The 14168-nt window shown below is 61.3% G+C and carries 9 protein-coding genes and 2 rRNA genes (1 of these 11 running past the window's edge); 7 read left to right on the plus strand and 4 right to left on the minus strand.

Annotation, left to right across the window (positions count from 1 at the left end):
• Positions 1-1020 (minus strand): 23S ribosomal RNA (locus RCAS_RS15445) (it extends 1913 nt beyond the left edge of the window).
• Between the two features lie 189 nt (positions 1021-1209).
• Positions 1210-2685 (minus strand): 16S ribosomal RNA (locus RCAS_RS15450).
• Together the 16S and 23S rRNA genes form the textbook arrangement of a ribosomal RNA operon.
• 475 nt (positions 2686-3160) lie before the next feature.
• Between RCAS_RS15450 and RCAS_RS15455 the strand changes: the two genes are divergently transcribed.
• The 7 genes from RCAS_RS15455 to RCAS_RS15485 all read left to right on the plus strand — a co-directional run bounded on the left by RCAS_RS15455 (position 3161) and on the right by RCAS_RS15485 (position 9036).
• Positions 3161-4456: an MGDG synthase family glycosyltransferase gene (locus tag RCAS_RS15455; protein ID WP_012121475.1), complete on the plus strand. Its 1296-nt coding sequence runs from the start codon at positions 3161-3163 to the stop codon at positions 4454-4456.
• A gap of 518 nt (positions 4457-4974) precedes the next feature.
• Positions 4975-5433: a S1C family serine protease gene (locus RCAS_RS15460; protein ID WP_041330910.1), complete on the plus strand. Its 459-nt coding sequence runs from the start codon at positions 4975-4977 to the stop codon at positions 5431-5433.
• Positions 5434-5471: 38 nt separating this feature from the next.
• Positions 5472-6059 carry a hypothetical protein gene (locus tag RCAS_RS15465; protein ID WP_232280034.1) on the plus strand — a complete coding sequence of 196 codons (588 nt, stop codon included), beginning with the start codon at positions 5472-5474 and terminating at the stop codon, positions 6057-6059.
• A complete protein-coding gene (locus RCAS_RS15470; protein WP_012121478.1) occupies positions 6056-7042 on the plus strand; it encodes a prephenate dehydrogenase in 987 nt (328 codons plus the stop codon). Before RCAS_RS15465 ends, RCAS_RS15470 begins: the two co-directional genes overlap by 4 nt.
• 11 nt (positions 7043-7053) lie before the next feature.
• On the plus strand, positions 7054-7458 hold the full coding sequence (locus RCAS_RS15475; protein ID WP_012121479.1) for a cobalamin B12-binding domain-containing protein: 405 nt from the start codon (positions 7054-7056) through the stop codon (positions 7456-7458).
• A 4-nt stretch (positions 7459-7462) separates the two neighbouring features.
• On the plus strand, positions 7463-8413 hold the full coding sequence (meaB, locus tag RCAS_RS15480; protein WP_012121480.1) for a methylmalonyl Co-A mutase-associated GTPase MeaB: 951 nt from the start codon (positions 7463-7465) through the stop codon (positions 8411-8413).
• 104 nt (positions 8414-8517) lie between these two features.
• Positions 8518-9036, plus strand: coding sequence for an HD domain-containing protein (locus tag RCAS_RS15485; protein ID WP_012121481.1), 519 nt, complete (start codon positions 8518-8520; stop codon positions 9034-9036).
• A gap of 5 nt (positions 9037-9041) precedes the next feature.
• Here the strand turns inward: RCAS_RS15485 and RCAS_RS15490 are convergent, their stop codons facing one another.
• Positions 9042-10193 (minus strand): aminotransferase-like domain-containing protein, encoded by a 1152-nt coding sequence (locus tag RCAS_RS15490; RefSeq protein ID WP_012121482.1) that lies wholly within the window; start codon positions 10191-10193, stop codon positions 9042-9044.
• A 194-nt stretch (positions 10194-10387) separates the two neighbouring features.
• The gene (locus tag RCAS_RS15495; RefSeq protein ID WP_232280035.1) at positions 10388-14050 is read right to left on the minus strand and encodes an ATP-binding protein; all 3663 of its coding nucleotides are present in this window, start codon (positions 14048-14050) and stop codon (positions 10388-10390) included.
• Positions 14051-14168: the final 118 nt, after the last annotated feature.

Here is a 14168-nt window from a genome sequence, read left to right on the forward strand (position 1 = left end):
ACGTTTGCGCCGCACGTCTCACTCTGCGCTTCCCCGCGCGGCATTCGCAGTTTGGCGTCGTTTGGTAGGCGGTGAAGCCCCCGCACCACACCAGCGCTCTACCTCCGCGCGCGGCATTCCGCAGGCTGCACCTCAATGCATTTCGGGGAGAACCAGCTATCTCCGCTTTCGTTTGGCATTTCACCCCTACCCACAGGTCATCCGAGCGGTTTGCAATCCACACCGGTGCGGGCCTCCACGCGCTGTTACGCGCGCTTCACCCTGCCCATGGGTAGCTCAAGCGGTTTCGGGTCTACCCCCGGCGACCGCGCGCCCTCTTCAGACTCGCTTTCGCTCCGGCTCCGGCTGTCACTGCCTTAACCTGGCCACCGAGGGTAACTCGCCGGATCATACTCCAAAAGGCACGCCGTCACCCCCTCACGGGGGCTCCGACTGCATGGAAGCACACGGTTTCAGGTTCTCTTTCACTCCCCTCGCCGGGGTGCTTTTCACCGTTCCCTCACGGTACTCGTTCGCTATCGCTCGCTGCGCGTATTTAGCCTTGGAGCGTGGTCGCCCCAGTTTCACGCCGGGTTGCTCGTGTCCGGCGCTACTCAGGCAAGCGCCTCGCGCCGCCGCACCCGCCCGACTACGCGGCTGTCACGCTCTGTGGCGCCGCTTTCCAGTCGGCTTCGTCGCCCGGGTGCGACGCGCGCGGGGGGGTCGGCAGTCCCCCCGCAGCGCTCCCTTCAACCCCACGACCGCAACGGCTGCCGCCTTGCCACGGTCGTGGTTTGGGCTCACCCCGTTTCGCTCGCCACTACTCCGGGGATGCTGTCTGTTCCTCGGGGTACTAAGATGTTTCAGTTCCCCCGGTGCCCTCCGCATTGCGCGGTGTCCGTATCACGGACGGGTTGCCCCATTCGGACATCGTGGGATCACAGCCTGCGCGCGGCTCCCCCACGCTTTTCGCAGCGTTGCCGCGTCCTTCATCGGCGCGCAGCGGCGAGGCATCCTCCGTGTGCTCCTTCTGTCTTCCCTGCCGGAACGCCTGGTGCGCGCGGCTCCCGACGCCGCGCCGCACCGGACGTTCCCGAACGGTTCGCTTGCCAATCTGCACTTGGTAAGGTGCCGCTCCCCGGCGCACGCCGGGGCTCAGGTCCTTCACCCCTGAATCGTGACGTGGCGCCGCGTCGGACCGCTCGGCGACTTGCGCCGCTTTCTCCCTAGAAAGGAGGTGATCCAGCCGCACCTTCCGGTACGGCTACCTTGTTACGACTTCGTCCCAGTCGCTGCCCCTGCCCTCGGCCGCTGCCTCCTGACGGTTAGCGCACGGACTTCAGGCATTGACAACTCCCATGACGTGACGGGCGGTGTGTACAAGGCCCGGGTACGTATTCACCGCGCCATGGCTGATACGCGGTTACTAGCAACTCCGCCTTCACGGGGGCGAGTTGCAGCCCCCGATCTGCACTGAGACGCCGTTTGGCGATTTGCCTCCGCTCGCGCGGTCGCCACGCATTGTCGGCGCCATTGTAGCGTGTGTGTCGCCCCAGGCGTCAGGGCCATGCGGACTTGACGTCATCCCCGCCTTCCTCCCCGAAGGGCAGTCCGGTTAGACACCGGTAACTAACCGCAGGGGTTGCGCTCGTTGCGGGACTTAACCCAACATCTCACGACACGAGCTGACGACAGCCATGCAGCACCTGTGACGGTCCCTCGAAGGCCGCGACGTTTCCGCCGCCTGCACCGTCATGTCCAGCCTGGGTAAGGTTCTTCGGGTTGCCTCGAATTAAACCACACGCTCCGCTGCTTGTGCGGGCCCCCGTCAATTCCTTTGAGTTTTAAGCTTGCGCTCGTAGTTCCCAGGCGGACCACTTCACGCGTAAGCTTAGGCGCGCCGCGACGTCAATAGTCGCCACACGCCGAGTGGTCATCGTTTACGGCGTGGACTACCCGGGTATCTAATCCGGTTTGCTCCCCACGCTGTCGCGCCTCAGCGTCAGCCAGCGGCCAGCCCCCTGGCTTCCCCCTTGGTCTTCCTGCCGATCTCTACGCATTTCACCGCTACACCGGCAATTCGAGGGGCCTCTCCGCCGCTCTAGTCGTCTAGTTTGCCATGACCTCCCCCGGTTGAGCCGGGGGCTTTCACACGACACTGAGACCACCGCCTGCGCGCGCTTTACGCCCAGTAACTCCGGACAACGCTCGCCCCCTCTGTCTTACCGCGGCTGCTGGCACAGAGTTAGCCGGGGCTTCTTCCGGGGGTACCGTCGTAGTCGTCCCCCCGAAAAGCGGTTTACAACCCGAAGGCCGTCATCCCGCACGCGGCGTTGCTCGGTCAGGCTTGCGCCCATTGCCGAAAATTCCTTGCTGCTGCCTCCCGTAGGAGTCTGGGCCGTGTCTCAGTCCCAGTCTGGCTGGTCATCCTCCCAGACCAGCTACCCGTCATCGGCTTGGTAGGCCGTTACCCCACCAACCACCTGATGGGCCGCAGGCCCCTCCTCCGGCGCGCCGAAGCGCTTTCCCCTTGCGGACGTATGCGGGATTAGCGCGACTTTCGTCTCGTTATCCCCCACCGGAGGGCGGGTTCCCACGTGTTACTCAGCCGTGCGCCACTCACGCGCCGAAGCGCGTGCGTTCGACTTGCATGCATTAGGCACGCCGCCAGCGTTCGTCCTGAGCCAGGATCAAACTCTTCATGGTGATGGGCGACGCATCGCTGCGCGATGCGCCGCCGGGAGCCCGACGAATGCTCCACGTCACGATTCAGTTGTGAAGGTGCCGAGCGGGCGACAAAAAACCAGGCGGTCGCACCTTGCGGCTGGACCGACCTGGCGACAGTGGTTGCGCTTCCCCTGTCGCACTCCTGGTTGTCGCTATTCGCTCACGGGCGCGTCTCTCCAGAGACGGGTTGTTTTCGTACAGAAGATTATACTACACAGACCTGTACCTGTCAAGTCTGCTTGTCTATCTTCTGTTATCTTTGAGCGTCGCCGCAGTGCGGCGTTTCTCTTGACAGGTGTTACTATAGCACGACATTAAGAGCATGTCAAACGCTGTTCCATTTTGCGCATGATAGAACGGTGTGGTACGATGGCATCAGAGAGACGCATGTAACAATGCGCCGACGATCACGATCTTTCTTTCGAGATTATCGGCGCCTCTGGCAGTGGATAGTATGTCGGATGCACACAGCGAGCCATCGACCAGCGGCGCACCGCGGATTCTGTTCGCAATCTCCGACACTGGCGGCGGGCATCGCTCAGGAGCGCAGGCGATCGCTGCCGCGATTGAGCAGCGTGTCGGTGATGCGGTCGAAACGTATATTATCGACATCTTTACCCATACCGGCGTGCCGGTTGTGCGGAACGCACCGGTCGTCTACGATAAACTCTCGACACGCTGGTTGCCGCTCTATGATACACTCTATCGTCTGACTGACGGTCGACGACGCATCGATGCGCTGACGAAAGTCGTCTACTTTGCGGCGCATCGCAATATTCTGCGCGTGCTGGAAGCGGTGCAACCAACACTGGTGGTGTCGGTGCATCCGCTGCTCAACCGCCTGATCGGCAATGCACGCCGCACCTATCGCCTCTCGTTTCGTTTCATTACGGTTGTGACCGATCTGGTGAGCCTGCATGCGTCATGGGCCGATCCAGATGCGGAATTGTGCATTGTTCCCACCAATGAAGCCTATGAGCGGATGCTTCGCCTGGGCATGCCAGAGAGCAAGTTGGTGCGCACCGGCTTCCCTGTTCATCCAAAATTTGTCGCATATCATCAGACCCGCGACGCTGCACAGGCGAACCTTGGTCTTGCGCCAGAATTGTTTACCGTGCTGGTGACGAGCGGCGGGGTTGGGTCTGGCAATATGGAGCAACTGGTGCGCAATATTCATACGGCATACCCGCAGTTGCAGGTGCTGGTCGTGACTGGACGCAACACGGCGCTGCGCGAACGTCTTGAGCAGATCGGCTTTGGTCCGAACGTCCGCATCTTCGGCTTCGTGACCAATATGGAAGAGTTGATGGCTGCCAGCGATATTGTCATCTCGAAGGCGGGTCCCGGCACGCTGATGGAAGCATTGGTCATGCGGCGCCCGGTGATCGTGACACAGGCGGTCGGTATGCAGGAACGCGGGAACATCGATTTCGTGCTGAACCATGAACTTGGGTTGTTCTGCCCTACCATTGATCGCATTGTGCCGGTGCTGGCAGAGTTGATGGAGCCATCCACCTATGCAGCAGTCACAGCACGTCTGGTCGATGCGGTTCCGCGCGATGGCGCAGCGCAGATCGCTGCGATCCTGCTGGATCAATTGCACCTTGCGCCGCCGGTTCGCCGCCGTCGTCGTTTGCGCCTGCCGTCGGTGCGCCTGCCGCGCCCGCGGGCGATCGCGCGGCGGTTGCACCTGCCACGCTTGAGAAGATTGGTGCGCTGGAGACGATCATCGTCACACAGGCGGGTGTAGCACATGCAGGTTACAGGTACGAAGGGCGCCGGCAGGGAGGTGGAACACGTTGAACATCGAACGCGGGAAGGCGGCATAGAGGGGCGCCCCTCGTGGACGCCTACGCGCCTTGCGCAACACGTTCAAGGGCGGACAGCACATATGAGCATGACAAGCATGCATGGCGTTGGGATGAGTCGTTCTGTCCTCACCCCTACCCCTCTCCCGCGTGCGGGAGAGGGGAGACCGGCGCCGTGCTCGCGGCCGTCCCACGGTAGGCGTGCCGGTGGTCGCGCGGGGGTTCTGTCCGCCCTTAAGGTGCAACACGACGGGGATGATGCGCGTTCCACGGCGTCAGATGACGGTTGCCGGCAGAAAGGTTGCGGGGTGTCGGTGCATAGTGTAAGCAGGGAGGGAGATGGGAAGGGGACGAGTGCGCAATGTTGAAGGTGATTGCGAACTCTAACCCCTGACTCCTGATCCCTGACGCATGCCAGAACGTCTTTAGAAGCCGCATGACTGAAGGTTCAAGCAGATCATTGGATCGACGCTGGTGGACTGCTGGATTGATTGCATCCACAGCGCTTTTGTGCGTGTGGTGTGGGGTATTTGCCGGTATCGGCGGTTGGGTTGCCGGGCGTGATATTGGTCGGCGCGAGGCGCGCCTCGAACTGAGTGCAACCGCTGCCGCACAACCGGTTCTGCCGGATCTTGGGGTGCTGGTGACACGCCTGGATCGTAGCGGTCCGGCTGCGCGCGCTGGCGTCGCACGCGGCGACGTGATCGTGGCGATTGAAGGGGTGTATGTCCAGGACGCGCGTGATCTGCGGAATGAGATTCTGCGCTACCGTGTGGGCGATACGATTCGCCTGACGATTCTCCGTGACCAGAGTGAGCAGACCATGAACGTTGTGCTTGGCGCCTTCCCTGGTAATCCGCGGCTGCCGTATCTTGGCGTGTACTACACTGCCCGCGGTGAGGAACCGGCTGATCTATGATGCGCCGTTCTATGTCTGGCAAGGAAAGTGGAAGTGGAGTGACCACGCTGCCTTTTCCGCAACGGGGCGTGCTGCTGCTTGCGTCGCTGGCAGGCCTCTGTTGGGCTGCGGCGCTGGTGATGCTGATATGGGGATTCGTTGATCGCCATCAACCATATGATGCACCAGAACGCATGGTATATTATATAATGGTTAGTACTGCTGCTCTGCTGACATTTGCACCGGTAGCACACCGGCTTCGTCTGACAGGTCTGGCATTCGAGGGGATAGCCGGAACGACGTTGCTCCTGTACACACTGGCATTCGTCCCGCCGCCGGTCGAGTGGTTGCTGTCGCCGTCGGAGGCGCCGGTGTATGGCATCATGGCGCTGGCAGTCTTCTGGTTCTTCTCGTCGCTGGCGATGCCGCTCCTGTATGCGGCCGGTCAGCGTCTCTTCCAACAGCGCGCGCGCCGCTATGATCGTCGCCGGGCGCGACGCCAGGCATACGAGATCGGTTGGCTTGCCGTGTTGATCGTCGCTCTGGCGGGTCTGCGAACGCTGACGCCGATTGCGGTCGCGTTGGTTGCACTTATCATCGGGGTGGTTGAGTTATTGTTTCTTTCGTTTGTTGAGCCTGAATCATGATTCAGATTGCTATCATCGGCGTTGGACTGATCGGCGCTTCCCTTGGGATGGCGCTGCGTTCTGCGAACGAGCGCGAGTCGCCATTGGGCGCGATCACGGTGACCGGTTTCGACACCAATGCGCGCGCCCTTTCGGAGGCGCGCGGTCGCCTGGCTATTGATCGCGAGGCGCGCACGCTGGCTGATGCAGTGCGCGATGCGCATCTGGTGATCGTTGCGGTTCCGGTGCAGGCGATCCGCGCGGTATTTGCCGATCTTGCACCGCTGTTGCCCGCCGGGGCAACGGTCACCGATGTAGCAAGCACCAAGACACAGGTCCTTGCCTGGGCGCGCGAACTTCTGCCCACAACCGTCGATTTCATTGGCGGGCACCCAATGGCCGGGAGCGAAAAGTCTGGTCCTGCGGCTGCATCGCCCGATCTCTTCCGCAATGCCATCTACTGCCTCTCACCACGCGAACATGCCCGCGAAACGGCGGTGCGCCTTGTTGAGGCAATGGTCGAGCAGATTGGCGCAAAACTCTACTATATCGACCCGGTCGAGCACGATGCGTATGTGGCAGGCGTCTCGCATCTGCCGTTTATGCTCTCGACGGCGTTGATGGATGTTGTGAGTCGCAGTCCCGGTTGGCGCGAGATGGCGCCGCTGGCGGCAACCGGTTTCCGCGATGTGACCCGGCTGGCATCGGGCAGCGCCGAGATGCACCGCGACATTTGTCTGACCAACCGCGAGGCGCTGGCGCGCTGGCTCGATGATATGGCGCAGCGCCTGGCAGAACTGCGCGATCAGGTCGCCGCTGGCGATGGCGAGGCGCTGCTGGCATGGTTTCGCCATGCTCAGGAGGCGCGCGAACAGTGGCTGGCGGCACGCCCGAACATGCGTCCAGGCGAGCAGGAGTTCAATGAAATGATAGATATGGCATATGAGCGACCGGGTCTCTTTGGGCGCTGGGGGTCTGGTCCACGTCAGCGCAAACAGCCGTAAACGAGGTTTCTATGGATCGTCCAATCCGTGTGCTCATTGCAAAGCCAGGTCTCGACGGGCACGACCGGGGAGCGAAAGTTATTGCCCGCGCATTGCGTGATGCGGGCATGGAGGTGATCTACACTGGCATTCAGCAAACGCCGCAGATGATTGTCGAGGCGGCGTTGCAGGAAGATGTCGATGTGATTGGTCTTTCGATCCTCTCCGGTGCGCATATGACTCTGTTGCCGCGCGTGATGGAATTGCTGCGCGACCACGGGATGCACGACGTGCTGGTTGTGGCGGGTGGGATCATTTCGGACGACGATGCCCGGATATTGAAAGAGCAGCATGGCATTGCTGAGGTGTACGGACCTGGCGCTTCAACCCACGAGATCGTGCGTTTCATTCAGGAACGATGCGAAACGAGGACTTGACGGCGTGGACCTGGTACAGGCGTTGCTGTCCGGCCATCGGCGCGCGCTGGCACAGGCGCTGACCCTTGTGGAAACCGGCGGTCCGCAGGCGCGCGCCCTTCTTGGCGCACTGTTCGCGCACACCGGTCGCGCGCATATCATTGGCGTGACCGGCGCACCCGGCGCCGGTAAATCGACGCTGGTCACCGCGCTGGCAGCGCACTGGCGGCGCACCGGTCGGACGGTTGGCATTATTGCGGTCGATCCGACGTCGCCATTCACGCGCGGCGCTCTTCTCGGCGACCGAATCCGCATGCAGGCCCTCAGCGGCGATCCCGGCGTGTTTATTCGCAGTATGGCAAGCCGCGGGCGGCTGGGGGGTATTGCCCGCGCCACCGGCGATGCAGTGGCACTGCTCGACGCCGCCGGATTCGATCTGGTGCTGATCGAGACGGTCGGCGCCGGTCAGGGTGAGGTCGAGATCGCCGCGGCGGCTCATACCACAATTGTTATCGAAATCCCCGGCGCCGGTGATGATATTCAGGCTATCAAAGCCGGCATTCTCGAAATCGCCGATGTGCTGGTGGTTAACAAAGCCGATCGCGACGGCGCGGAACAGACGGTTCGCCAGTTGCGCGCGATGCTGAGCCTGGCTGACCTGCCGGTTGACGGCTGGACCCCTCCGGTATTGACTGCTGTCGCTATGCGCGGCGAAGGTATCGAAGCGATTGCGACGGCAGCAGAGCGACATCTGGCCTATCTCCGCGAAAGCGAGCGCTTGACCCGGCGCGAGCAGGAACGCGCCGAGCGTGAACTGCGGTTGATCCTCCAGGAAACAGCACTCGAGCGGGTGCGTGCGCATGTCGCGCCGTCTGATTGGGAGGCATTGATTGCCCAGATCGTCGCGCGCGCGCTCGATCCGTATACCGCTGCGAATCGCCTGCTTGAGCGCGTGCTCCCACAGTCGGGCGGATAAATCAGTACCCTTGGGGAATGCCATTCATACTGCCAGTATGGTATAACCAACACCGGAATTGTCGAAACGTCATCGACGCATCGTTGCTTCAGGACGAGGACTGCATGGAACATCACGCCGCTTTCGACTATATCCGTGATCTCCTGACCCTGCCAGAAGTTGTCGAAACTCGCCACCACATGCATCATAGTATTCCCAAACACGATCATCTGACCCGTTCAGTGCGCATGTCGTACCATCTGAGCCGCTTGCTCCGCGCCGATATTCGCACCTGTGTACGCGCTGCGCTGCTCCACGACATCAACTCGCGCGCCGGCACCCTGACGACGCACGGGCGCGTAGCGGCGCGTTGGGCTGCGGCGCAAGGCGAAGATCCGGCAGTCTGTGCGGCGATCGAGAGCCACATGTATCCGCTTGGTCCGGCGCCGGCGTCGCGTGAGGCATGGGTGCTGGTGCTGGCGGATAAAGCCGCGTCGCTGGGAGATATCAAGCAGTTTCTGACGGGATTGATCGACGGGCGCAGCCTGGAAGAGCGCCGTCGCTTGAAAGAAACCGACCCCTACTATCGTCAGCGACCACGGCGGCGGCTGTTCCGCCACTGGCGCGCGAAGCGCGCGCCATAGCCGCATCAGACGACGGTCGCAATGGCTTCTCCCAGACGCCGCGCCGCTTCGATGAGTTGAGGCGGTTGGTACAGGCTGAATGCCAACCGGAGCGTGTTACGTCGTGGCGCGTCGAGATAAAACCGTGATCCGGGCAGGTATGAGACCCCCATGGATTCGGCGAACGGCAACAATTCCCCGGCATCGATCCCTTCCGGCAATGCCACCCATTGAAAGAAACCGCCGCCGGGCACGGTACAATGGCATCCCGGCGGCAGGTAATCACGCAGACCACCTGCCAGCGCATCACGTCGCTCACGGTAAGTGGCGCAAAGGCGCGCAATTGTTGCATCGAAATCGCCCGATGTGCAGACTTCGGCAACCGTCAGCGCCACAAAAGGGTTGAGACCACCGCCGCTGTCGAGCAATCCGCTGCCGATCAATCGCCGGGTCAATGACGCATCAGCAGTCAGATAGCCCAGGCGCAACCCTGGCGCCAGCGATTTTGAGAAGGAGCCGATGCGCGCCACGATGCCCGGAGGCGCCAGACTCCACACTGACGGCGGCGCAGGAGCATCGTAACTCAGTTCACGGTACACGTCGTCTTCCACCAGGAGCACCCCATACGCTGCGGCGACTGCCGCCAGCGCTCTGCGACGTTCAAGGCTCATGCATACGCCGGTCGGGTTGTGGTGCGTGGGAACGAAGTAGAGCAGACGCGCCGTTCTGCCGCGCCGCGCCATCCGCTCCAGAAGACTTTTCAGCGCATCAACATCAATGCCGTCGGCATCGGAAGGGACGGCGACCAGATTCAGCGGATGATCGCGCAGGATACGCACCGCCAGATGATACGTCGGCGACTCGACCAGCACGACATCGCCGGGATGCGTGCAGAGTGTGCAGAGGAGATCGAGCGTCTGCGAGGCGCCAGCGGTGATCACCACCTCAACCGGATCAGGCGCGCGCGCATCGGTGCGCTTCAGACGAGAGCAGATCCACGCGATCAGCGGTCCTGGTCCGCGCTCGGCGCCATACGCCAGGGCATCGGCGCCGTAGCGCGCGAGCACGGTTGTTGCGGCACGTTGTATGGATGCGACCGGTAACACGGCAGGATCGGGATGCCCCCACCCCAAATCGAGGATGCCGGGACGATGAACGATTTGAACGACAGGGAGCATAGGCTTGTTGCATGCGTTGTCTGAAGCGAATCAGGCATCATATCAGGATAACGGGACTTGCCATTCCGAACAAAACGAAGCATCCTGTCTCGCGCGCACCGGCGGAATCCCCTGCTTCGCCTGCGACTCCGCTCAGGGTGACGGCGCATGGCTTCCGCGTATGATAGATAGAGGGATAAACCTCGTTATTATCATCATTGCAGGCTTGCCGCAATCCCTTCCATCAGTTGTTCGTGAGTAAACGGCTTGTGCAGCACAGGCAGTCCGGTGCGCTGGAGAAAGGCGCTGCTGCGTTCGCCCATGGTATCGCCAGTCAGGATTAGCCAGCGCAATGATGGCTTGAGCACCCGAAGACGCTCATATAACTCGACGCCATCCAGCCCAGGCATTTGCAGGTCGGTGATCACGAGCGCATAATTCCAGGCAAGCGCGCGCGCCAGCGCCTCTTCACCTCTGGAGACCGCATCGACGCGGCATCCAAGACGTTCCAACGCCCGCTGCGCCATCGCGCGCACCAGATCATCATCTTCAACCAGCAAAACGGAGAGATTGCGCGGAATCGCGAGCAACGGCGTGCTTTCCTCCTCCAGCGTTTCGTCCGTTCGTAGCAGACGCACCCTGAAGACGGTTCCCACACCCTGACTGCTCTCAACCCATACCTCACCACGATGTTGCTGCATAATGCTATACACCACAGCAAGCCCCATCCCCATGCCCTGCCCTACATCACGGGTGGTAAAGAACGGCTCGAACACACGCGAGAGGTGTTCCGGCGCAATCCCCGGTCCAGTATCTTCAATCGTCAGCACAACGCTATCCGAATCCTCTCTGGCGCTGAAGCGCAGATGGCGCGGCTCGCCGGGCAGACGAAGCGCCAGCGCCTGAACAGCGTTCAGCGCGATATTGAACACTACCTGCTCGATCTGATGCAGTTCGCCAAGAACGCGCGGTAAGTCGGGAGGCAGATCGACCGTCACCGCAATATGCTCGGCGGCGATCCGGGACGCCAGACGTTGCAAGGTCTCATCGATCACCAGCGAGAGATCGAGCGGGACGAGTTCCAGGGCGCGTGGTTGCCCAAATGCGCGCAGTTGATGGACGATCGCGGCAGCGCGCCGTGCAGCGCGTTCGATCTGTTCGAGATCGGCACGCACAGAAAGGGGAATATCCTCGCCAAGTTGCAGTTGCGATAGCCCCAGAATGACTGCTAGCGGATTGTTCAACTCATGCGCAGCTCCGGCGACCAATCGACCAAGCGCCGCCAGTTTCTCGTGCTGGCGCACCTGCGCCTCCAGCCGCCGCAGTTCGGTCACATCCTTGATAACGACCAGCACCTCATTGTAATCGGGGATCAGATCGAGCGAAACCAGCGCCGTAAAACGGCTTTCACCGGCGCGGAGCAGGTCCATCTCGAAACGTTGCGATTCACCCTGCCGCACCTGAAGCCAGGCGCGCGTCAGATGTGTACGGTTATCGGGCGGCACAAGGCGCAAAAGCGACTGACCGGCGAGTTCGTGACGCTGATATCCAAGGGCGGTCAACGGCTCCTGGTTCAGCGGTTGCATCGACATGTCCGGACGACAGACGATCAGCACATCAGGCACATTCTGGATAATCGCGTCGAGATACGCGCGCATCGCCTCCGCTTCGCGGTACAGGCGCGCATTCATCAACGACGTTTCCCGCATCTCCTGGTTAGTCTGCGCATTGCGGATCGCCTGCGCCAGTTGCGATGCGATCGCCTCCAACAGTTCTCTATCGCGCATCTCGAACGGACGCTGCATGCTGAGGCATTCGAGCAGGCCGATGATCACGCCATCGATCAACAACGGGATGACTGACAGGTACGCCGCATCATCCGGCAACCGCTTGAGCGCCGGCAGATCAGGCATTTGCATGCGTAGGGTTCTGACATCAATCACGCGAGACGCTCCCCCTGCCAGCGCCTCCTGCTCTTCCTGAAACATGTGAGCGAGCAACTGATTACAGTGTGCAATTCTGGACGGCGAGATGCCGTGGACGAGCTTTAACTGAAGGCGGCTCTCAGTGTCGTACAGAACAATCGCCGCAGTGTGGATCGCCATTGCCTGCACGATAATGTCCAGAGTGGCGCTCAGCACCGTATCGAGATCGGTCGCACGATTGATCGCCTGACTAACGCGCAGCAGGGTGGTCAACTCCAGGTGCAGTTGCCGCATTTCCTGTTCGGCGGCGCGGCGCGCGGTGACATCGCGACAGATCAGGTCGATTTCGATCACCGACGCGTCGCGCCGGATCACCTGCGCCGTCGTCTCGAGCACAATCGGCTGCTCCTGAAGACTCACCACCTCAAACGTCCACAGAGGAGGCGGGTATTGATTGGTAACCGCATCCTGAAGATACTGTCGCACCTCGTGCTCACAGGCAGGGGTAACGACATCAAAGAACGACATGCCAGGTCTGACGCCAACCCGGCCGGCAGCGGATTGGTTACAACGCAGAATAGTTCCATCGGGCGCCAGACTAAACGCCAGTTCCTCTGAATGCTCAAACACCAGGCGTGGGTCATCGGGGTAGGAGAGCGTTCGGCGCAGATGTGCATTCAGGAGAACCGCAGTCGCAAATTCGGCGAAGCGCCTGATGATCATCGCATCATCGTCATGCGGTTCCGGCGCCTGATACCATCCAACGCCGAGGACGCCGATGACCCGCTCGTGATGGTGGAGCGGCTGATTCAGCGCCGCCTTCAAACGATGCGCTTCCCAGAATGGACGGTGCATCTCCGGTTCCGATTCGATGTCGGTGAAGCGCATGAGTGAGCCTTCGCGGAAGGTGCGCCCGATCAGGCTGCCAATGACCGGCAGCGTCCTTCCGCGCAAATGGTCGGCGACACCGGCAGTCATTGCGCAAACAAGGAGTCCAGGATCACCGGCAGGAAGATAGAGGCTTGCGTGATCCGCTCTGAGAAGCGTCATCACCCGGTGGCAGATTTCGCGCAGCGCGTCGTCAACCGTCCCATGCGCCATAATCGCCTGCGCAGCATCCGACAGGGCATCGAGCAACCGGCTCTGACGTGTTGTCTCTTCACGTTCGAGAGCATGCGCCAGCAGTGAGGCAAGCAGTGCCGCAATCACGCTCATTGCCGTCTCTGTGTCCGGCGATACGCTGCTGCCCCACAGATGCAGCACATAATGACGGCGCGCGTTCCCCGGCAGCAGAACGACCGTATGCCCACGCGCGCCTAAAGCAGGCGTTATCCCATGGTCAATGCTCTGATCGGTTACGCTGATAAACAGAGGGGCGGATTGCTGGAGCGCCAGCGCCGACACACGCTTGTCGCAAGCAATGCTTTCCCATGGCGGCGATGTATACACCGGAGAGAACGACGATTCCCTGGCATCCCATACAATCACGGCGAGGCTAACGCCCGCAGGAAGGAGGACTTCACTCACCTGATGACATGCCTCGCGGAGCGAGGCTACGCTGGAAAGGGCGTGCAACCGCCGGTGTAGGGTGATTGTCGCTTCGTGCAATACTGCCTGACGCGAGGGTTCGTGCAACGTCACCGACACCCATCCCGCATGGTCGAGCACAATAGGCAACATTTCGATCTCGACAGGCGACGGTTCGAGCCGCTGAAACACATATGACACGCCGGGCATGCGGTCGGACGCGCACGCGAGCGCCTGATAAAAACGCACCCGCGTCCGATCATCGATGTCCGCCGGCAGAATGGTGACAGCCGGCGAGCCTGCCGAAACATCGAGAAGACGACGCGCCGATGGGCTGATGGCGGCAATCATGCCAGACGAGTCGACCAACACAATAGACCACGGCATTGTATCGACCAGGCTGCACACCAGGTGACGTCTGGACATGGTTTCATCATTTGCCGCGTTGAGTGCAGCAACGGTTGCCATAGTTCACCGCTGCACGGTAAGCACCGCTTCCAGCGCACCGTTGATCAATCATGAACAACGCTACGAGGACTATCGA

The sequence above is a fragment of the Roseiflexus castenholzii DSM 13941 genome (genome assembly GCF_000017805.1).
GTDB classification, from domain to species: domain Bacteria; phylum Chloroflexota; class Chloroflexia; order Chloroflexales; family Roseiflexaceae; genus Roseiflexus; species Roseiflexus castenholzii.